Here is a 20011-nt window from a genome sequence, read left to right on the forward strand (position 1 = left end):
CAAAATAGACCTCTGCGACAATTCCCATACCGTTAGAGCGGACGTATAGCGTGTGATAGACTGAAGTATCTGACTTACAGGGCTGTAAATCATTATGAAATTGCAACATAAAGCGCTCAGGCACTTTATCTCCGTAAGCGTTATTGTTCTGACATCGACCTTTCTGGTTTACGAACTTGTTGCCAGCGATCGGGCAATGAGCGCGTATATGCGGTATATCATTGAGAAAGCAGATTCATCATTTCTCTATGATAAGTATACAAATCAGAGCATCGCAGCCCATCTTATGCGCCGTTTTTCATCCCCCAAAGAGAGTATTTCACCCGAGCAACGAAAAGCGCTGTGCAACGCTTTCGAGAGCGTTAACGGCACGCATGGACTCAACCTCACCAACCATAACTATCTTCCATTACGCGGTACATTGCAGACCCATTCCGGTAATTGCGTCGAACAACTTGATGACATATTCCTGCTGCCGGCCTTCGACCAGGCGGTAAATGTGAATCGTGAGCTGGTCGATTACGGTCAGGGGTTAGGAACGCTGGAATACAAGTTTCGTTATTACATTGACCTAAAAAATAATTACATCTATTTCTACAATCTCGTTAACTCACTCCAGTTCACCATGAACCATTGGTCCTTTTTGCAAAAAGGCACCCTGGGAATTAATCAGAATGATATTGACGATGTATTTACTGGCCGAACCGTCATTTCCAGTATTTACGAAGATGACCTTACGCAAGAAAAAGTCATGAGCTTTTTAACGCCAGTCTATTCAGACGGCAAACTAAAAGGCGTGGTCATGGTGGATGTGAACAAAGAGAATTTGAAACATATTTTTTATACCAACGATCGTCCTCTTGTATGGCGTTATCTTAACGTCACCCTGTCTGATATCAGCTCGGGAAAGGAGATTATCGTTAACCAAAGCGAGAGCAATCTGTTTCAGTATGTGCATTATATCAATGACATACCCGGTGGAATACGCATCACGTTATCGCTTGATTTCATGTACTTTATTGTCTCGTCATGGAAGATATTCGCCTTTTATCTGTTGGCAACGGTACTTCTGTTGAATATGGTCAGGATGCATTTCCGTTTGTATCACAACGTAACTCGCGAAAATATCAGTGACGCGATGACCGGTCTCTATAACCGCAAAATTTTAACCCCTACACTTGAACAGCGGTTGCAGCAACTGGTCAATGCAGGAACACTTGTGACATTTATCGCTATTGATTGCGACAAACTGAAAACAATTAATGACACGTTGGGGCACCAGGAAGGCGATCGCGTTATCACCATTCTGGCAAAAGCTATTCAGTCATCTATTCGCAAAAGTGACTATGCGATTCGCCTCGGTGGGGACGAGTTCTGTATTATTCTCATCGATTACGCCACCGAACTTACACCTCGCCTGCTGGAACGCATTAGCCATAACTTACAAATTATTGCGCCGGATAAATCAGTCAGCTTTTCCGCAGGGATATATAATATGCAACCAAACGACACCATTAATGATGCCTATAAAGCATCTGATGCTCAACTCTATCTTAATAAACAGAAAAAACACCTTCGTTCGTGAAAATTTTTCTGCGCAGGATTTTTATCGTTGTACCAGGAGTAAGAAATGACGGAAGTGAATAAAGGTAATGAGACCCATCAACGTTTGATTTCATTGTTGTCAGAGCAAGGCGCCACGTACCGCGTAATCAGCCATGAAGCAGTCGGCAAGTGCGAAGCCGTGTCAGAGATCCGCGGCACTGCGCTGGGTCAGGGGGCAAAAGCTCTGGTATGCAAAGTGAAAGGCAATGGCGTCAATCAGCATGTGCTGGCTATTCTGTCCGCTGACCAACAGGCTGACCTGAGTCAGCTAGCCAGCCATCTCGGCGGTTTAAGAGCTTCTCTTGCCAGCCCGGCAGAAGTGGATGAGCTAACAGGTTGTGTGTTTGGCGCCATCCCCCCCTTCAGTTTCCATCCTAATCTCAAGCTGGTCGCCGATCCGCTTTTATTCGAGCGCTTTAATGAGATTGCGTTTAATGCCGGGATGCTGGAAAAATCGGTCATCATGGATACTAAAGATTATTTGCGCATAGCCCGACCAGAATTAGTCCAGTTCCGCCGCGCACAATAGCCAGAAATAGTGACCGGTTTATCGGCATAAAAACGCGATCTTATGCGTTCGCCTAAAAATTGTCTTTATCAATAAAAAAAGCCTGTTCCGTCACGCGTTTGCGCGTACAGTAAGCAGGCTTATCTTTTTTTTGGCAAGGAAACTACGATGTTTGATGTCACTCTGCTGATCCTGCTCGGACTGGCAGCTCTGGGCTTTGTCAGCCATAACACCACTGTCGCCGTTTCAATTCTGGTGCTGATTATAGTCCGTGTTACGCCTCTGAATACCTTCTTCCCGTGGATTGAAAAACAGGGCCTGACCGTCGGGATTATCATTCTGACCATCGGCGTGATGGCGCCAATCGCCAGCGGTACGCTCCCCCCTTCCACGCTCATCCATTCATTTGTGAACTGGAAGTCGCTGGTGGCCATTGCTATCGGCGTATTTGTTTCCTGGCTTGGTGGGCGCGGTGTCACGCTGATGGGTAATCAGCCGCAGCTGGTCGCCGGTCTGCTGGTGGGAACGGTGCTGGGCGTGGCTTTATTTCGCGGCGTACCGGTTGGACCACTCATTGCGGCGGGTCTGGTCTCGTTGATTGTTGGGAAGCAGTAGTCAACCCTGTCAGATAACGGCCTGGCGTCTGGCCCAGGCCTTTTTTGAACATGGTGATAAATGCGGTAGTCGAATCGTAACCCAGCATCTGAGCGACCTGCTGTACGTTTCGCCCCTCTATCAACGCCTGTAATGCCAGGATCAGCTGTAGCTGGTGACGCCAGCGACGAAAACTCAGCCCAGTCTCTTTGACCACCAGCCGGGCAAGATTACGTTCACTCATAGCAAATACACTGGCCCACTGGCCCAGGGTTTGCCATTGCGCTGGCTCCTGCGCCATCGTCGCCACCATCTTACGAATTTTTGGGTGGTCGGATACCGGCAACTGCATTTGCTCCTGCGGCTGCTGCGGTAGCTCATCAAATAATACCTGCGTAAGACGTTGTGTTGACGGATCCATCCGCTGAGCATCGGTTTTCGATGCCAGCGAGAGAATGAGTTCCCGACACAATGGCGCAATTTTCAGCGTGCAGCAGCGTTCCGGCATCACCACTGCATTCGGTTCAATAAACAGAAAGCATAAGCCGGCACCAACAGTAACGTGATTACTGTGTGGAATTTCACCAGGGATCCAAACCGCATACTGAGGAGGAACCATCCACATGGCATTTTCCACTTCACACGTAATCGCGCCGTGCAACGCCAGAATCAACTGACCCTTTCGGTGCTGATGCAGTGGGCTAAAGAGTTCGTCTTCCCGGGCCTGAATACAAAAAGCCACAGCGGCGTCGTGATACAGGTCGGGTTGATATCCATCCAGCCTCAGTCCCAACATAATAATGTCCGATTTTAGCGATAAACTGTCATTTTAGCTTGATTCATCCATCATGTAAAAACGGTAAGGTATCGCCTCGCCTGACGACATGAGAAAACAATGACACATTACTCTTCCCCCCACGGCAAACAGGGTGCTTTGCTTATCGCGGGTATCCTGATGATCGCAACCACGCTACGCGTGACCTTTACCGGCGTAGCCCCACTGCTGGATGCTATCCGGGCTGATTACGGGTTAACCACCGCCCAGACAGGACTCCTGACAACACTTCCCCTTCTCGCTTTTGCGCTGGTTTCGCCTCTGGCTGCGGCCGTTGCACGTCGATGGGGAATTGAACGCAGCTTATTTGCCGCCATGCTGCTGATTTGCGTAGGTATTGGTATACGATCTTTATCCTCACCACTGTTCCTTTTTGGTGGAACCACCCTCATTGGCTGCGGAATAGCATTAGGAAACGTTCTGCTACCAGGGCTAATCAAGCGCGATTTTTCGCAGCATGTAGCGAAACTTACCGGCGCATACTCACTGACGATGGGCGCAGCGGCAGCAATTGGTTCAGCAATCGTGGTACCACTGGCGCTTAACGGATTCGGCTGGCGTGGCGCGTTGTTGATGTTAATGGCCTTTCCTCTGCTGGCTCTGTTTATCTGGCTGCCGCAGTGGCGCCAGAAAGCCCATGCCACGATGAGTAACTCACGTGCGCTGCATTCCCGCGCTATCTGGCGCTCCCGTCTTGCCTGGCAGGTTACTCTGTTTCTGGGGATCAACTCACTTATCTATTACGTGGTAATTGGCTGGTTACCCGCCATTTTGATTAGCCATGGCTACAGTGAAGCTCAGGCCGGATCGCTGCACGGTTTACTGCAATTAGCCACCGCCGCGCCGGGAATACTGATCCCCCTGATCCTGTACAGATTTAAAGATCAGCGGGCCATCGCCGCCCTGGTCGCCCTAATGTGCGCTATCGGTGCTGCTGGTTTCTGGTTGATGCCCGACCGGGCGGTGCTATGGACCCTTCTGTTTGGCTTTGGGTCAGGGGCATCGATGATTCTGGGATTAACTTTCATCGGCCTGCGTGCAAGTTCAGCACATCAGGCTGCTGCCTTATCCGGCATGGCGCAATCTGTCGGGTATTTACTGGCCGCATGCGGACCGCCCCTGATGGGCAAAATTCACGACCTCAACGGTAACTGGCAAATACCGTTGATCGGCGTCGCCCTGTTAGCAACAGTGATGGCTGTGTTTGGATTTTGTGCCGGTAGCAATCGGGAGATAGCTACCTCATAACGCAGCGGGCAGGTTAATGGTAAACCTGCCCTCCTTTTACTCGCGAGCCGCGCGCAGCATCGCCTGGACAAGTGGAACCGGTTTTCCCACCAGCGCTCCGCGTTCATGCTGAAAAAGCGTGCCAACATAAAAAGGATGCGTCACTAACTCAATAGCACGAATATCACCGGCTTCATCCCAGCCCGTCACACGCAAATCACCACGTTCAAGCTCGACGGCAAATGCCTGAGATACGCCATAATTGCAGTGATATCCCTCAGAGATAATATCCTGTCCGTAGGCTTTTGCGATCAGCGTATTTGCCCGCAGTTCAATATCGTCGGTCTTTTCAACCAGTGAGCAAGCTAACGGTGCGATCACCATGCGACCTTCAGTATCGGTTTCTGCATGGGCGGCATCGCTCCAGCCCAAAACGTTACGGGCATACTCGATAATAGCATGCTGAAAACCGCCGCAGGTTCCAAGAAAAGGGATGCTGTTTTCACGAGCGTAGCGAATCGCAATCAACGCGCCTTCAGGGTGTTTGTACGGGCTACCGGGTACGACCCAGATAGCATCATAGCCGACCAGATCTTCGCTACTACTGATATCAGCGGTAGTTAACCAGTCATAATCAGCCATCAATTCGAGAACAGCGGCAGCATCATCGATTGCAAGGGGAATAGCCTGATGCGCCACAATTTCAGGACTGTAATCGCCCACCAGCGCAATACGAAGCGTATCTTTCACAGGAGACATTTCCATAAGAAATTCCTTATGTCAGAGCAATAAGGGACAACATAAGGAGCCTCAGCCTACTGATTTTTTGTTGTTATCACAATCCCTTAAATTGGGAGTGTGCATATTCAAAATGCTATAATGCTCACGTTTTAGTGATCTTATCTGACCGTAACAAACAGCCAGAAAATGACTAGCGCGGTTTCTTAACAGACTGTATTGCGTAGAGGGAAACAGATGAATATTCAGTGTAAACGCGTCTATGATCCGGCAGAAAAGAGTGATGGCTATCGAGTTCTGGTGGATAAATTGTGGCCGCGCGGGATAAAAAAAACCGATCTGGCCTTCAACGAGTGGAATAAACTTCTCACTCCATCATCAGACTTACGTAAAGCGTTCCACGCAGAGTTGATTGATTTTGAACACTTTTCCGAGCAATACCGCGCAGAACTCGCCCGGCAACAGCAGGAAGGCCAGCGACTCGCTGCGATTGCGCGTCAGCAAACCTTAACCCTGCTGTATGCAGCAAAAAACACGCAGCAAAACCACGCGCTCGTCCTTGCTGAGTGGCTACGTCAATGGTGACTGGCCATCACTGCCCGGCAGTCGGATGATCCCTGCGCCAGAGCGCCCATTCATCAATGACTTCCCCGCCGGGTAATTTACAGTCAGACCGTACTCCTTGCGGAGTCTGAATTGCAATCAGCGAGCCGCCTTTTTGTTCGCAGTACACAGAAGCAGGATTTGCCATGCCAATTTTCGGTGGGGTTGGCGCTTCAGGCTGCGTTTTACATCCAGCCAGCACCAGAATACCTGCCAATACGATAAACCCGGATTTCATGTTAACTCCTGTTCAGAATGTTATCCCGGCAGATTACCCCTACTTCCAGTCCATCTCCATGTTTTACTGAACTGTTTCAATCTGATGTTTACATTATGACCAGTGTGGCATGTTTCATCTTTCACAGTGATGTTTTATCATGCAGACCAATATCGCCCTTATCAGTACCCAGGAGTACTTAGATCTCATGTCGGACATGATCCTCGCCCGAGTCTCACAATCTTTAGCCACTGAGCAGTCTGTTGAGAGTCTGGTTCGGCAACTTCTGGAAATGCTGGAAGTGGTGACTGACATGGAATCGACCTATTTAACTAAAGTCGATTTAGATGCACGCCTGCAGTATATTCTGTATGCGCGTAACAGCAAGCAGATGCAGATCCCCGAAGGGCTATCCGTGCCGTGGGATGAAACATTGTGCAAACGTGCTATAGAAGAAAACTGCCTGTACAGCGATAACGTGCCAGCGCGCTGGCCTGACTGTAGCGCAGCTCGGGCTCTGGAGATCACCACTTTTTTGAGCACCCCGGTTCATCTGCCGGATGGCACGTTCTACGGTACGCTTTGCGCCACCAGCCGACAACAGCAGACGCTAAGCCAACGTGGTGAACAAGTGCTGCATCTGTTTGCCGGTCTTATCGCCCAGTCTATTCAAAAAGAATCACTGGTTGCTCAGCTGCGTGAAGCAAACGCCGCGCTGATTGCGCACTCCTATACTGACGCATTAACCGGGTTACCTAATCGTCGGGCTATTTTTGAAAATATGGAAACCCTCTTTTCACTTGCCCGTCATCTGAAACACAAGGTTGTCGTTGCCTATATCGATTTAGATGATTTCAAACTCATCAATGACCGGTTTGGACATGAAGTTGGCGATCAGTTTCTGATCCAGATCGGTCGACGCTTGCGTCTTGGATGTTGTGAGAATGATATTCTCGGTCGGCTTGGCGGTGACGAGTTTTTGGTTGCCGGGATGTCACAAGAAGATGAAATAGAACAACGTGACCGTCTGCAGAAAGTGAAGGATCATTTACGACAGCAAATTTGCGGCGACTACCATTTGGGGAATATCCAGCTGTTCTATCCTGGTGCCAGCCTGGGCGTTGTGGAAATAGACCCACAGGAGACCGACGTGAACTGCGCGCTGCACGTTGCAGACGGCGCAATGTACCAGGATAAAAAGCGTCAGGATAAAACCACTTTTGTCACGCATTAAGCCCTGCTATTCTGGCTCATCTTTAAATAACTCTGGCAGATAAGAGCATGCGACTCGGTATTATATTCCCCATTATCATTTTCATTTCCGCGGTCGTTTTCTTATCCTGGTTTTTTATTGGCGGCTATGCTGCACCGGGAGCATATTGATGAAAAAAACAACGCTCATTATGATTGGGGTAGCCATTATTGTGGTGCTGGGGACGGAACTGGGCTGGTGGTAACACAGAACAAAGGCCACCGATATGTGGCCTTTGTTGTCTGTTTCTTAACCTAGCTTTTGATTTTTCTGTAGATAAACAAAACAACGATCGCACCGATAACCGCAACGACAAAACTACCAAAGTTGAAGCCATCAACTTTACCAAAACCGAAGAGTGTACTGATCCACCCACCAACAACAGCACCGATAATCCCTAAGATAATGGTCATAAAGAACCCGCCGCCATCTTTACCCGGCATAATCCATTTTGCCAAAATCCCAGCGATAAGACCGAAAATAATCCATGAAATAATACCCATTTGTTTTCCTCACTTATGTTTTTACGTGAACGATTTACTCGCCGTATAAAAGCATAGCATAGACCTGAAAAATTAAAATTTGTGATCTTAATCACTTTTGATTTTCATCTTTTTCTTATGTTTCACCGGTTTAAACAGTCAGATCCACTGTTTTTTATCTGACGTTTATCGTCATTAATGTCGAATCGACTGTCATTTTCATCCAGTTTTCGAAGCCAGCCCTTGCCGTAACTGCGTTTTCACTTATGGCACACTTTATGCTTATACAGCCCGTCGCTACGACAAATCGTAGTCCGCGATGCAATCGCGTGGCTTCGTCTACAATTCGCGCTATTTCAGCTTTTAACAGGTCTGTTATTGATGAAAAAAATCACCAGTGTTTGCCCATACTGTGGGGCCGGGTGCAAGCTCAAGCTTGTTGTTGAAAATAACAAAATCATCCGCGCCGAAGCCGCAGAGGGTGTAACAAATCAAAATCAGTTATGCCTGAAAGGCTACTATGGTTGGGATTTCCTTAACGACACTCGCCTTCTGACCCCCCGTCTGACTCGCCCGATGATCCGCTATGAAAAAGGTGGAAAATTCACGCCCGTTAGTTGGGATGAAGCCATTCGTTACACCGCCAAACGCTTATCCGAAATCAAAAACGCCTATGGTCCCCGCGCCATTATGACAACGGGCTCTTCCCGTGGTACCGGGAATGAAACCAATTATGTGATGCAAAAATTCGCCCGCGGCGTGCTCCATACCAACAATGTCGATTGCTGTGCCCGCGTCTGCCACGGCCCTTCCGTCGCCGGCCTGCAAGAAACGTTAGGCAATGGTGCAATGAGTAACTCCATCAGCGACATTGAAAACTCCAAATGCCTGCTCATCTTTGGTTATAACTGCGCAGATTCTCACCCGATTGTGGCCCGCAGGGTTATCAAAGCGCGTCAGAATGGCGCTAAAATTATTGTGTGCGACCCTCGCCGTATTGAAACAGCACGTATTGCAGACCAGCATCTTCAATTGAAAAACGGCTGTAATATGGCGCTGGTAAATGCCTTCGGCCATGTTCTCATTGAAGAGCAACTCTACGATCGTGAGTATGTGCAAAAACATGCTGAGGGTCTGGAAACCTACTGGGAAACCGTTAAGGATTATGCTCCGGAATCCGTTGAGCACTTAACTGGCGTTCCTGCACAACAGGTGCGTCAGGCGATGCGCACATTTGCATCAGCCCCTTCTGCCACCGTCATGTGGGGGATGGGAGTGACGCAATTTGGGCAGGCCGTTGACGTTGTACGTGGACTATCATCCCTGGCGCTACTGACCGGGAACCTGGGACGCCCTAATGTTGGCGTCGGTCCGGTACGTGGACAAAATAACGTCCAGGGCGCGTGTGACATGGGGGTTCTGCCTAACCAGTTCCCGGGTTACCAGGACGTGACCGATTTTGCAGTAAGGGAGAAATTTGCCAAAGCATGGGGTATTGACGTCAATCTGATGGATGACAAGGTCGGTACACGAATAACTGAAGTCCCACACCTGGCAATAGAAGGCAAAGTCAAAGCCTACTACATCATGGGGGAAGATCCGCTGCAGACCGAAGCCGATTTGGGTCTGGTTCGCGAAGGGTTCAACGCACTCGATTTTGTCGTTGTGCAGGATATCTTTATGACCAAGACGGCGGAAATGGCTGACGTTATTTTGCCTGCTACCTCATGGGGTGAACATGGTGGTGTTTTCACTTGTGCCGACCGTGGCTTCCAGCGTTTTGAAAAAGCCATAGAACCAGGCGGAGATGTGAAACGCGACTGGGAAATTATCAGTCTGCTGGCTAGCGAAATGGGCTATCCAATGCACTATCAAAATAACCAGCAAATCTGGGATGAGATGCGCGAACTGTGCCCATTGTTCTACGGTGTTACCTACGAAAAAATGGGCGATATGGGACACGTCCAGTGGCCTTGCCCGGATCTCGATCATCCAGGTACCCCCTATCTGTACGAAAACAGCCAGTTTGATACCGCCAACGGCAAAGGCAAACTGTTTGCCGCACATTGGCGGGCGCCGGCAGAAGTCCCTGATGAAAAATATCCGATGGTGTTATGTACCGTGCGAGAAGTCGGGCATTATTCCTGTCGTTCTATGACAGGTAACTGCGCGGCACTTCAAGCGCTGGCAGATGAGCCTGGCTATGTACAGATCAATGCCAGTGACGCAGAAAAACACGGGATCCGTCATCGCGATCTGGTATGGGTCAGTTCTCGTCGCGGGAAAGTGATCAGCCGGGCGGATGTCTCAGAGCGCATCAATCGCGGAACGGTTTATATGACCTATCAATGGTGGATTGGCGCATGTAACGAGCTGACGCAGGATAACCTGGATCCTATCTCTAAAACGCCGGAAACCAAATATTGTGCGGTGAATATTGAACACATTGCCGATCAAAGTTGGGCGGAGAACTACGCAGCGCAATCGTACAGCGAAATGAAGTCACGTCTGTGCGAAGCCATTGAGTAAGCGGTAGTAAAACCAGCCTGAGTCTTACTTTCCGGACTCAGGCTGCATGTCCTGTCACTCGGCCAGTTGCGCTTTGCCTACGTGAACAGACGCATACTCTTCCTGCTTATCACGGTGCATAAAGCCGAAGTTAATAAAAAATAACCCCACCATAAACGGCATTTCATACAGTTCTTCAATAAGATCGCCATAATGCGCATTGTGCAGGAATAGCGGTGCCAGCAGACGATGGTGCTCCACGGTGTCGGAAATCAAAAACGCACATACCGTAATCACCAGCAACCAGATCGGCAGCGGTTCCTCACGAAAGCGTCGCGCGATTTCCTGACGTAAGCGTTTCGAGATCAGTACGGGTAGTATAATCATGGCGATTAGAACCACAGAGATGGCGCGGAATACAAGCTTTGGATATTCAGGAAAGTAATCACGTCCCCAGCTGGTACTTCTTCCCAGCAATACTAACCACCACACCGTCGCCCATAACCAAAATTGCTTCCCACCTTCAGGACGGGATAAGGGCCGAATGTACAGTGCGGTAAATACAGCACCAAACAGCAACCATAACGCTTGCCCGTTCTCAATGCTTCGGACAACAAGGCCGTTAAGCAGAGGCAGATTCCAGTTTGCGGTGAACGGGATCGCCACGACAATCAGTCCAAGAATGATTGAAGGTAATGTAAGTCGGGTATCAAATTTCATAAGCGCAGTGTTCTTTTCAGTGTCTGGCTTACGATCATAACCCTTGTGAATAGTTGGCTATTAGCAATGAATGCGTATTTCTTAAGGTTTTCTTAATGTTGTTTCATAAATAACCAATGATGGAACTGGTTAATTTATAAAGACAAAAAGCCGCAGCACGCTCTCATAACGCGTTGCGGCTTTACAGAAAGGACCACAAAATTAACCAGTAACAGTATGTGTAATGTTACCAGCCACAGACTTCATGCTCATTTTCGGTATCGTATGAACGTACGGTATTCACCAGGTCTTTGACGACTTCAGCTGCCACATCTGGGATCAGCAACGTCATCGGTGTCTCAGTTTCATAATCAACAGAAACGCCATTGCTGTTGTTAGTGACGGTGACGGTATAGGTTGCTTTACCCATGATTTACTCCTTACCGGTACGCACGACTTTTCGTTGATTAGCACTCTCCATCAGGACTTCAGGCGCAACAAAAAAATCGATATTAAAATAGGTGTCGTCGGTCATTACTTCGATGTTGTGCCATTTTTCCGGCGGAAAAACGCCAAACTGACCGGCTTCAATAATCATCACTTCTTCTGGCTCCGGGCTGTGCTCATCCGCGAATCCGAGATATTTGACCGCCCCCTGCATAACCGAAAGTCGAGGATATACCCCGGCACGGGTTCCCTTATCAAGGTGGCGTTCGAAAATTCCGGCAGGCGCGGTCTCTTTGTTCCAGAACGGAGTTGAACGTGTATGGATATGATTCTGTGGAATTTGAAGCATTTTTCTTCCCTTTTCCAGTCGACAACCAGCGACCTTTATTGAATCGCTGCTGTGAACAGGGTACGCCTCAAAATATATATTTAAAATACCATTTATTGGTTACTGCGGGTTTTCACAATTAATAAGCAGGAGCGGGGAATTTTGAAAGCCCGCCGCCAACAGCGGGCCAGTGGCATTATGACTGAAGCGTAGCCAGACGCGCAGCAAAACCGACAAAAATCAAACCGATAAGAGAGTTGCCAATCTTAGCCAGTTTTTTCTTCGTGCGAATATATTGCGTCACAAACGCGCCAGAGAAAATAAGGAAGCTCAGATAGAAAAAGCTCACTATCTCAAGCGTGATGGCCAAAATAAAAAATGACAGCCCTGAGTGCGGCGCATTGACATCAATAAACTGCACGAAAAACGAAACATAAAACAATATCGCTTTAGGGTTTGTCAGGCTCAGAATTAATGCACGCTTGAAAATCGCGCCAAACGGAACTTCTTCCGCCGCCGCATTACCATTTTTCGATTTCAATGTTGCATAGAGGATCTTCGCGCCGAGATACAGCAGATAAAAAGCGCCGAGATAACGGACGATATTAAACAAAACAGGCGTTGTTTTGATCAGTGCAGCGACACCTGCATAAGCCAAAAACATCAACACAGCATCGCCGATAAACACACCGCTTGCTGCAAGATATCCCCCCTTTACTCCTCGTCCGACGCTGTTCTTCAGCACAAATATCGTATTGGGTCCCGGCACCAGCACGATAAAAATAGCACCGACCAGATACGTCCAGTAATTCAGAACTCCATACTCTGCGAACACGTTAACCTCTTCCTGAAAAAACACATGCACTTACTGCGAGACAATATGCTAACGAATGCGCCGTGCGATGGAAAGGAATGGTTGAGAATAATGCTCTCTGTTGCAGCTATATTGCAGCATTATTTTTCTCGTTCCAGATTTGCAACGATGAAACTCATTTTTGCGCCTACCCAATACCCAGCTCAGCCACTAATGTTTATCCATAACTCAAGCCTTCCGAGGCGCCCTTTCATCACCTGGAGAAAGAAAAATGACTATTGCTTATAAACGTCTTGATAAAGATCAGGCTGCCGTACTGCTGGTTGATCACCAAACGGGTTTGCTGTCTCTGGTTCGTGACATAGATCCAGACAAATTCAAAAACAACGTACTGGCTTTGGCCGATCTGGCGAAATACTTCAAGCTACCCACCATTCTGACCACCAGCTTTGAAACAGGCCCTAACGGGCCACTGGTACCCGAGCTGAAGGCGCTGTTCCCTGAAGCCCCTTACATCGCTCGTCCAGGGCAGATTAACGCCTGGGATAATGAAGATTTTGTCAAAGCGATTAAAGCGACGGGCAAAAAGCAGTTGATCATTGCCGGGGTTGTAACGGAAGTGTGCGTTGCGTTTCCTGCGCTGTCCGCAATTGAAGCGGGATTTGATGTATTTGTGGTCACTGACGCGTCTGGCACGTTTAATCCTTTGACCCGTGACTCCGCATGGAATCGTATGTCTTCCGCGGGCGTCCAGCTGATGACCTGGTTCGGTCTGGCCTGTGAACTACACCGCGACTGGCGTAATGATATTGAAGGGTTGGGAACACTGTTCTCCAACCATATTCCTGACTACCGCAACCTCATGACCAGCTATACCACGCTGACATCCGAAAAATAATTCGCAAGTGACACTTTTTATACAAAACCCGCCATTGTCGGCGGGTTTAAATAAATGGTCGTCGCGCAAATTAATGATGCAGCATCTCGTCAACGACCTCTGCCGCTTTTAGCTGATACGGATAATACGTCGGCCAGTTGTCCATCTCTTCAAGCAAAGCCGCCTGTGAGGTATTACCGGTAAATATGTGGAAATGGCTCGACTTGCGCGGTGCGATAATATGATCGCTGAACTGAACATACTTTGGTGCTTTACTGCCAGCATCTTTGCATTCAAACAGGTAGCGAACGCCTTTCTTACCTGACTGATAAGTCAATATTTTATATCCGGCATAATCATACTTGCACGATTCAACCTGATTACCGGTATGAAATTCCATCACCCCATCCTCAATGCCGATGGTGTCCATATTGGTTACATAACCTTTACGGTAATAGGCTTTAATCTCATCCGCCGTTTTGCTTTTGTCCTTCTCCGCTTTCTTTTTGAATACCGGATCAAGTTCACCGCTAACCAGATATGGGTATACAGACTGCCACATGCCATCCCAGTCGCTCAGCGACCTGTCTTTGACATTTTTATCATCGAAAACACCTTCTGACGCTTTTTGCTCTATTTCTGTCATCGGTGCACCGTGGGAATGGTGACCATGAGCTAGAACCTGACCACTGGCTAAAAGCATCCCCAGAACGACTGCCAGTTTTTCAAAACGAATAGCCAAAATTTCACCCTCAAAATGTTTGTGAGTGAATTGTTATAATATAACATCACAACATAATCAACACTGATGTTATAAATTCAACCTTGCTGGTGGGCGATTTTCCAGCGGCTGTCAAAATGGGCCTGATACTGTGCCACAACGGCAGGCTCTCCCCTGATAACCAGAACATTCTCAGAATTCTCAAACTCTGCAGATTTGGCAAAATTGAAAGATCCGGTCTCCAGCGTATCGCCATCAATAATCATCACTTTGTCGTGCTGTATGTGGTAATGACCGTCCAGTTGAACATCAATCCCATTGGCAGTGGCAAAGGCGATAGCTTTCTGACTGACCTTGCCCTGGTTGCGTTTTTTATCAACCACGGCCCGCACCACTACGCCTCGTTTTTCCGCATTCACCAGCGCCTTTACAATGTCTGCTGACTGGAAGGAATAAGCCATCATATCGATGGTGTGTTCTGCATGGTTAATTGAATCCAGTACTAATGCCCGAGCAGAGCCTTCCGGAGAAAAACCCACCTGTATCGAGGCATTAGCCAGCGGGATCACTGACCCAAATAAAATGGCAGCAGCAACAATATGTTTCATACTCACTTTCATGTATTACCGGGAGAAGAAGAAACGCCGAAGCAAACCCGACGGCAAATTCAGATTAAGGTGGATGTCGGACAGAGTAACGCCTGGGGGCAAATCTGAGCAAGCAATGCCTGCTGATGGCTGATCACGAGCATACCTAATGGGCGGCGCTGGCATTCCTCAAGGAGCAACATCCATATATCTCTTTGAATGGAAGGATCGAGCTGGGCAGTGATTTCATCTGCGATCAGAAAACGCGTACGCGGATCGAGCGCACGGAGTATTGCAATACGGGCCAGTTCACCGCCTGAAAGCTGCCCGGGCCGGCGGGTTAGCCATTCAGGGTTGATATGCAGACGGGCAAGCATGTCAGCATCTGGCTGCCACGCATCTCGTACCGCATCACCGGTGCTTCGCCAGGGGTTAAAAGTTAGCTCAGGGTGTTGTGGGACAAGTTGCACCGGGCAATATTGATGAGTTGGCAACGGTGAATCATCCACCAGTACTTCGCCTGATGTCGGTTTTTGCCAGCCAGCGAGAACGCGTCCCAGCGTTGTTTTCCCAGTCCCGCTGGGCGCGCAAATTCCCATGCGTTCCCCGGCAACAAGCGAGAAGTTCAGGTTTTGCCACAGCACTTTCCCTCCCTGGCGAATCACAACATCACGACAGCACAGCATTCAGCTCTCCAAAAAGTTGATTTTGTTCAGGTAATGCTTGCCATTGTCGCTGCAAATGTTCACTAATATCACCTCGCAGAAGCTGTTCCCGGCTCACGTTATCCGATACCCGCCCCTGATGCAGCGCGACAATCCGATCGGCATGTCGCGCTGCCAGCGTAAGATCGTGTGTCACCCATAAAACGCCACGTCCTTGCTCGCAAAGATCACGCAACTGCTCAAGCAACTGATTCGCCAACGGGGCATCAAGCCAGGCGGTAATTTCGTCAGCAAGGATATAACGAGCCTGACTGAGCGACGCGTGACACGCCAGGACACGTTTCGCCATCCCGCCGGAAAGCTGGCGCGGAAACGCTTCCAGCACGCTTGACTCAAGTTCGCTACGCTGGAGCAAATGCTCTATTTCCTCCGTTTTCCATGCCTGACCGGAGAGCTGACTTACCCTTTTCAGATGTTTTTTAACAGTCAGCAGCGGATTAAGCGCCTGCACACCTTGTGGCACATAGCTGAAGGTATTACCGCGAAGCGCCCGGATGTCATTGCGCTCCAGCTTCTTACCATCCAGAGTAATGGTCCCCTGAAAGCGCAAGTTTTCCGGCAAAAGATCAAGCAGGCATTGTAACAGCAGGCTCTTACCTTCTCCGCTTCCTCCGACTAACGCCACCATCTGACCAGGGGCAACATCAAAAGAGATATCTTGCAGCAGCGATGACCAATTTCTCGCGCCGTACCAGCGATAACGAGCCACCTCCAGCGAGGCCTGCTTCAAACTCAACATGCATTACCCCTTAGCCACAAACGATGCACTGCCCTGGCGAACTGGTCAAATAACATCACCAGGCTGAACAACATGAGCCCCGGAAACAACACCAACCACCAGTTACCATGACTGATAAACCGCAGGGCGTCCGCCAGCAACAAACCCAGTGAAGGTTCATGCGGTGCCAGCCCAAACCCAAGGAAGCTCAGCGCCGCGCTATGTAACACCGCATGAGGGAACATCAGCAGCGTGCCTGTCAACCATTGAGGCAATAACGCCGGGAAATAGTGATGGCGCCAACAGTAAAAATGACCGTGTCCCAACCGCCAGGTCAGTGTCAGGTAGTCACTGTGTGCAACGCGTTCCGCTTCAGCACGCAGGATCAATGCCAGACGCGGCCAGTGGGTTAGCGCAACCGCCATAATCACCCCGCTTTTTCCACCGCCCAGCGTAAAACAAATCAGGATCAGCAACAGCAGATGCGGCATCGACAACATAGCATCGGTTATTAACCGCATAAGAACATCCAAACGCGGATGCAAACGCGAAACGGCAGCCATCAACAAGGCAATCAAACCGCTGCACAACGCTGCACCAATCCCAATTTGCAGGCTGGTTAACGCCCCCTGAAAACATCGAAGCCATAAATCACGTCCAAGATTATCCGTACCAAACCAGTGCAGCGCATCCGGAGGCAAGTGCCGGGCAAGAAGATTGACGTTTACTGGATTATCCAGCGAAACTGAGCCATACACGGCAATAAATAATAAACAGCCTACGGACAGCAAAAGACGAATTAACGTTGGTGTCGGGTTATAGAGCATCAGGACGCTCCAGTGCACGATTCAGAAAATGGACAAGCCAGGTTGAAACGGAGTTGCCGATGAACACCAGCACGGTACTAAACAAGACGATCCCCATTAGCAACGGCACATCACCACGTAATCCGGCATCAATCGTAGCCTGACCCAGTCCGGGATAAGCAAAGACTTTTTCAGCCAGTAATGCGCCGCCAAACAGTTCGCCGAGCGAAGCAAATTGCAGGCACAGCGCAGGCGTAATGGCATGACGCAGTACCTGGTGGCGTAAAAGCGACCATCCCCTGTCCCCCTGAGAACGGGCAAAACGGACAAATTCACTTTTCATCACGCTGGCGATACTTTCTCGCGTGTGGAGCGTAATCTGCCCCAGTCCCAGCAAGCTGAGGGCACATACGGGAAGCACCAGATGACGAAGACGTTCAGCAAACGTCGCCATTTCACCATTATTGCCCGGCTCCCATGCGCAGCAGACGGGCAACACAGGCCAGTGCACCGCGAATACTGCCAGCAATAGCATGCCGATCCAAAAGGTCGGTAAGGAAGAAAGCAGATAACTGAGTCGGCAAATAGCTCGGTCTGGCCAGCGGTTCAGGAAACGTCCGGCGACAAATCCCATTGCTGTTCCCAGCAAACCTGACATCAACCATGCCCCGCCAAGCAGTGCAAAGGACGTCGTAAAACGCTCTTTGATCACGCTGGCTACCGGCGCATTAAACAACATGGAATAGCCGAGATCGCCCTGTAGCACGCGCAAAAACCAGTGTCCAAAGCGCTCCCACAGCGGCTGATCCAGCCCCCAGCGAGCGGCAATTCGCCCATATTGCTCGGGTGGAACGTGCAGGAGATCGTTGCCAATGTAGGCACGAATGGGATCGACCGGTGAAAAACTGAGTAAGATGAAGGTGCCAGCAGCTACCAGCACCAACAAAACGGCCAACCGAAGAACATACGCCAAAGCAAACTTCATTAACGGCAGGTCCAGGTCCATTCATCAAGATTATTGAGTAGTGACCAGCTACCGTGAATTTCCGGAGCACCAGAGCCTAAGTCAATGCACGGATTTGCCAGATAGGTGTGCTGAATATTTAGCAACCATGCCCATGCAGCATCGCCCTGTACGCCAGCGCCGTGTTTCCCATCCCACTCCACCTGTTGCCAGAAAGGTAACGCATGCTGCCAGTCCGGGGCATCAATGGCCTGTTTGAGATGTTGCTCCACCACAGGGTTACTGTAGTAACCGGGATTGTAATACTCCACACCCGCAGCCTGCCCGCTGTAATGATGGAAAAGCTCCATCGGATCCAGGCTCCCCCATCCAAATAGCGTCGGGTTAGCATGCATATTGCGCTCAACGGTTTCCCAACTTCCTGATTGCAGGGATACTGCAATACCGACAGGTTCCAGCATTGAACGAACGGCTTCAGCGAGATCCCGACGAGTACTGTCGCCACTCGTATACCATAAGGTCAGACGGGCTTCTTTGCCGTCTTTCACGCGTACACCATCTTTACCCACTTTCCAGCCGGACTCTTCCAGGATAGTCCGTGCTTTTTCACTGTCGCCATCTTTGAAAGTGACGGATTTGCTCTGCCATGGAAGCCCCTGAACCGCGCTAAAAGCAGGGATAGCGTGCCCTTCCATAACCTGTTCAGCTAATTGCTGCCGATTGATGGCGTAGTTAATGGCCCGTCTGATAGCAACATCGGCCGTGATATCGTTACCGACAGGATAGCCATTGGCATCTTTTTTACCTGCCGGAACCATTGGGAACACAATTCCCCGGTTTTCTACACTGTTGCGAACCCAGAGTTTGAGATCCTTCTGCTGTGGTGCTACGGCCATCGATGGCGCTATACGTACCAGGCCCAGTTGACCACTACGCGCGGCTGCGTAAGCGTTGTCTTCATCCAGGAAAACAAATACCAGCCGATTAAAATCATTTTTCTTGCCAACATACCAGGGGTTAGCCTCCACGATCAGTTGCTGCCCCGGTTGAAAACTCACCAGCCGATACGGGCCTGCACCAATCGGATTTTTGGCGAATGTTTTTTCGTCATACAGTTTTGCCGGCACAATACCTAAAGAACCGAGTACGTTGACAAAGGTACTCTGCGGGCTACGAAGCGTAATTTCCACCGTGCGGCTGTCGAGAAGCCGGGCATGGGTGAAATTACCCATGTCAATTTTCCCACCGCTTTGAGCTGCTTTGTTATAGGTAAACACCACATCTTCAGCCGTTAGCGCTGAACCATCGGAGAATTTAAGATCAGGTTTTAGCGTTAACGTCCAGGTTTTACCATCGGCACTGGTCACCACTTTCTCTGCCAGCAGGTTGCCCCAGCTCATATCTGCATTTTGTTTTAATAGTGGTGCATGCAGAAGAAGATAACTGCCGTGGCTCCAGCCCAGCATCGGGTCAAATCCTTCCGTTGGTTCGGATCCAATAGCCAGCTTTAATGTCTGACCGTCGACCGCCTTTTGCGCAGCGATAAGTGGTGAGGTAAATGCGAGAGTCAATGCGCACGTAAGCAGCGCCAGCTTGCCTTTAATCATTATCTTATCCAGATTTTGTGTTTTTTTATGCCACACAACAACCCGCTGTCGTTGGGCGACTTCCTGGGGAAAGGATTATGGCGGACAGTATCGACGAAAAAAATGATACAGCGCAGAAAAGTATGACGATTTTAAAAAAACATCATACG

General features: G+C 49.4%; 24 protein-coding genes and 1 pseudogene. 10 read left to right on the forward strand and 15 right to left on the reverse strand.

The genetic code is table 11. The features are described from left to right. Nucleotides 1-94 precede the first annotated feature (94 nt). The 3 genes from dgcJ to SK36_RS11875 all read left to right on the forward strand — a co-directional run bounded on the left by dgcJ (nt 95) and on the right by SK36_RS11875 (nt 2728). Nucleotides 95-1585 (forward strand): diguanylate cyclase DgcJ, encoded by a 1491-nt coding sequence (gene dgcJ / locus SK36_RS11865; RefSeq protein WP_045441963.1) that lies wholly within the window; start codon nt 95-97, stop codon nt 1583-1585. 45 nt (nt 1586-1630) lie between these two features. Then, nucleotides 1631-2134, forward strand: coding sequence for a YbaK/prolyl-tRNA synthetase associated domain-containing protein (locus SK36_RS11870; RefSeq protein WP_045441960.1), 504 nt, complete (start codon nt 1631-1633; stop codon nt 2132-2134). Between the two features lie 147 nt (nt 2135-2281). Further along, entirely contained in the window at nt 2282-2728 is a 447-nt protein-coding gene (locus SK36_RS11875; RefSeq protein WP_045441958.1) for a DUF441 domain-containing protein, read from the forward strand. Here the strand turns inward: SK36_RS11875 and SK36_RS11880 are convergent. Further along, nucleotides 2657-3503 (reverse strand): annotated as a pseudogene (locus tag SK36_RS11880) (AraC family transcriptional regulator). The gene SK36_RS11875 and the pseudogene SK36_RS11880 sit on opposite strands and share 72 nt — an antisense overlap. A gap of 99 nt (nt 3504-3602) precedes the next feature. On the opposite strand from SK36_RS11880, the gene SK36_RS11885 reads away from it, so the two are divergent. After that, nucleotides 3603-4790, forward strand: coding sequence for a CynX/NimT family MFS transporter (locus SK36_RS11885; protein WP_048221621.1), 1188 nt, complete (start codon nt 3603-3605; stop codon nt 4788-4790). 36 nt (nt 4791-4826) lie between these two features. On the opposite strand, the gene SK36_RS11890 is transcribed toward SK36_RS11885, so the two are convergent. Beyond that, nucleotides 4827-5534: a CTP synthase C-terminal region-related (seleno)protein gene (locus tag SK36_RS11890; RefSeq protein ID WP_045441952.1), complete on the reverse strand. Its 708-nt coding sequence runs from the start codon at nt 5532-5534 to the stop codon at nt 4827-4829. Between the two features lie 210 nt (nt 5535-5744). Between SK36_RS11890 and SK36_RS11895 the strand changes: the two genes are divergently transcribed. Further along, the gene (locus SK36_RS11895) at nt 5745-6092 is read left to right on the forward strand and encodes a DUF488 domain-containing protein (RefSeq protein WP_045441950.1); all 348 of its coding nucleotides are present in this window, start codon (nt 5745-5747) and stop codon (nt 6090-6092) included. 7 nt (nt 6093-6099) lie between these two features. Here the strand turns inward: SK36_RS11895 and SK36_RS11900 are convergent, their stop codons facing one another. Beyond that, nucleotides 6100-6348 carry a putative hemolysin gene (locus tag SK36_RS11900; protein WP_048221622.1) on the reverse strand — a complete coding sequence of 83 codons (249 nt, stop codon included), beginning with the start codon at nt 6346-6348 and terminating at the stop codon, nt 6100-6102. Nucleotides 6349-6535: 187 nt separating this feature from the next. Between SK36_RS11900 and SK36_RS11905 the strand changes: the two genes are divergently transcribed. From SK36_RS11905 to yoaJ, 3 genes are read left to right on the forward strand one after another with little or no spacing between them, the layout of a single operon-like run. Then, the gene (locus tag SK36_RS11905) at nt 6536-7561 is read left to right on the forward strand and encodes a sensor domain-containing diguanylate cyclase (protein WP_048221623.1); all 1026 of its coding nucleotides are present in this window, start codon (nt 6536-6538) and stop codon (nt 7559-7561) included. A gap of 47 nt (nt 7562-7608) precedes the next feature. Then, the gene (locus SK36_RS24710; protein WP_136345524.1) at nt 7609-7710 is read left to right on the forward strand and encodes a YoaK family small membrane protein; all 102 of its coding nucleotides are present in this window, start codon (nt 7609-7611) and stop codon (nt 7708-7710) included. Further along, nucleotides 7710-7784, forward strand: a complete 75-nt coding sequence (gene yoaJ / locus SK36_RS24715) for a protein YoaJ (protein ID WP_099530266.1) — start codon at nt 7710-7712, stop codon at nt 7782-7784. Before SK36_RS24710 ends, yoaJ begins: the two co-directional genes overlap by 1 nt. A 49-nt stretch (nt 7785-7833) precedes the next feature. Here yoaJ and SK36_RS11910 read toward each other — a convergent pair whose 3' ends face one another. Further along, entirely contained in the window at nt 7834-8082 is a 249-nt protein-coding gene (locus SK36_RS11910) for a GlsB/YeaQ/YmgE family stress response membrane protein (protein WP_045441938.1), read from the reverse strand. Between the two features lie 360 nt (nt 8083-8442). On the opposite strand from SK36_RS11910, the gene fdhF reads away from it, so the two are divergent. Then, entirely contained in the window at nt 8443-10590 is a 2148-nt protein-coding gene (fdhF, locus tag SK36_RS11915; RefSeq protein ID WP_045441935.1) for a formate dehydrogenase subunit alpha, read from the forward strand. 54 nt (nt 10591-10644) lie between these two features. Here the strand turns inward: fdhF and SK36_RS11920 are convergent, their stop codons facing one another. The 4 genes from SK36_RS11920 to leuE form a co-directional block, all read right to left on the reverse strand. Next, nucleotides 10645-11289, reverse strand: coding sequence for a hypothetical protein (locus tag SK36_RS11920; protein WP_045441932.1), 645 nt, complete (start codon nt 11287-11289; stop codon nt 10645-10647). Nucleotides 11290-11515: 226 nt separating this feature from the next. Continuing rightward, nucleotides 11516-11698 (reverse strand): DUF1869 domain-containing protein, encoded by a 183-nt coding sequence (locus tag SK36_RS11925; protein ID WP_045441929.1) that lies wholly within the window; start codon nt 11696-11698, stop codon nt 11516-11518. Between the two features lie 3 nt (nt 11699-11701). Then, complete coding sequence (gene yeaR / locus SK36_RS11930; protein ID WP_045441926.1) at nt 11702-12064, reverse strand: DUF1971 domain-containing protein YeaR; 363 nt, start codon at nt 12062-12064, stop codon at nt 11702-11704. 175 nt (nt 12065-12239) lie between these two features. Further along, nucleotides 12240-12878 carry a leucine efflux protein LeuE gene (gene leuE, locus SK36_RS11935; RefSeq protein ID WP_045441923.1) on the reverse strand — a complete coding sequence of 213 codons (639 nt, stop codon included), beginning with the start codon at nt 12876-12878 and terminating at the stop codon, nt 12240-12242. Between the two features lie 250 nt (nt 12879-13128). Here leuE and ycaC point away from each other — a divergent pair, with 250 nt between their 5' ends. Further along, nucleotides 13129-13755, forward strand: a complete 627-nt coding sequence (ycaC, locus tag SK36_RS11940; RefSeq protein WP_045441920.1) for an isochorismate family cysteine hydrolase YcaC — start codon at nt 13129-13131, stop codon at nt 13753-13755. A gap of 70 nt (nt 13756-13825) precedes the next feature. On the opposite strand, the gene zinT is transcribed toward ycaC, so the two are convergent. From zinT to SK36_RS11975, 7 genes are all read right to left on the reverse strand, one after another. After that, complete coding sequence (gene zinT, locus SK36_RS11945; RefSeq protein WP_417643302.1) at nt 13826-14470, reverse strand: metal-binding protein ZinT; 645 nt, start codon at nt 14468-14470, stop codon at nt 13826-13828. Between the two features lie 83 nt (nt 14471-14553). Then, the gene (locus tag SK36_RS11950; RefSeq protein WP_417643287.1) at nt 14554-15063 is read right to left on the reverse strand and encodes a phospholipase D family nuclease; all 510 of its coding nucleotides are present in this window, start codon (nt 15061-15063) and stop codon (nt 14554-14556) included. A gap of 59 nt (nt 15064-15122) precedes the next feature. After that, nucleotides 15123-15728, reverse strand: coding sequence for an ATP-binding cassette domain-containing protein (locus tag SK36_RS11955; RefSeq protein ID WP_045441915.1), 606 nt, complete (start codon nt 15726-15728; stop codon nt 15123-15125). Next, the gene (locus SK36_RS11960; RefSeq protein ID WP_048221625.1) at nt 15712-16506 is read right to left on the reverse strand and encodes an ATP-binding cassette domain-containing protein; all 795 of its coding nucleotides are present in this window, start codon (nt 16504-16506) and stop codon (nt 15712-15714) included. Before SK36_RS11960 ends, SK36_RS11955 begins: the two co-directional genes overlap by 17 nt. Continuing rightward, nucleotides 16500-17312 carry an ABC transporter permease gene (locus tag SK36_RS11965; RefSeq protein WP_045441909.1) on the reverse strand — a complete coding sequence of 271 codons (813 nt, stop codon included), beginning with the start codon at nt 17310-17312 and terminating at the stop codon, nt 16500-16502. The genes SK36_RS11960 and SK36_RS11965 overlap by 7 nt, the downstream gene beginning before the upstream one ends. Continuing rightward, complete coding sequence (locus SK36_RS11970; RefSeq protein ID WP_045441907.1) at nt 17302-18276, reverse strand: ABC transporter permease; 975 nt, start codon at nt 18274-18276, stop codon at nt 17302-17304. The genes SK36_RS11965 and SK36_RS11970 overlap by 11 nt, the downstream gene beginning before the upstream one ends. Further along, nucleotides 18276-19862, reverse strand: coding sequence for an ABC transporter substrate-binding protein (locus tag SK36_RS11975; RefSeq protein ID WP_048222718.1), 1587 nt, complete (start codon nt 19860-19862; stop codon nt 18276-18278). The genes SK36_RS11970 and SK36_RS11975 overlap by 1 nt, the downstream gene beginning before the upstream one ends. Between the last annotated feature and the right edge of the window lie 149 nt (nt 19863-20011).

It is taken from the genome of Citrobacter sp. MGH106 (genome assembly GCF_001037495.1).
Classification (GTDB): domain Bacteria; phylum Pseudomonadota; class Gammaproteobacteria; order Enterobacterales; family Enterobacteriaceae; genus Citrobacter; species Citrobacter murliniae.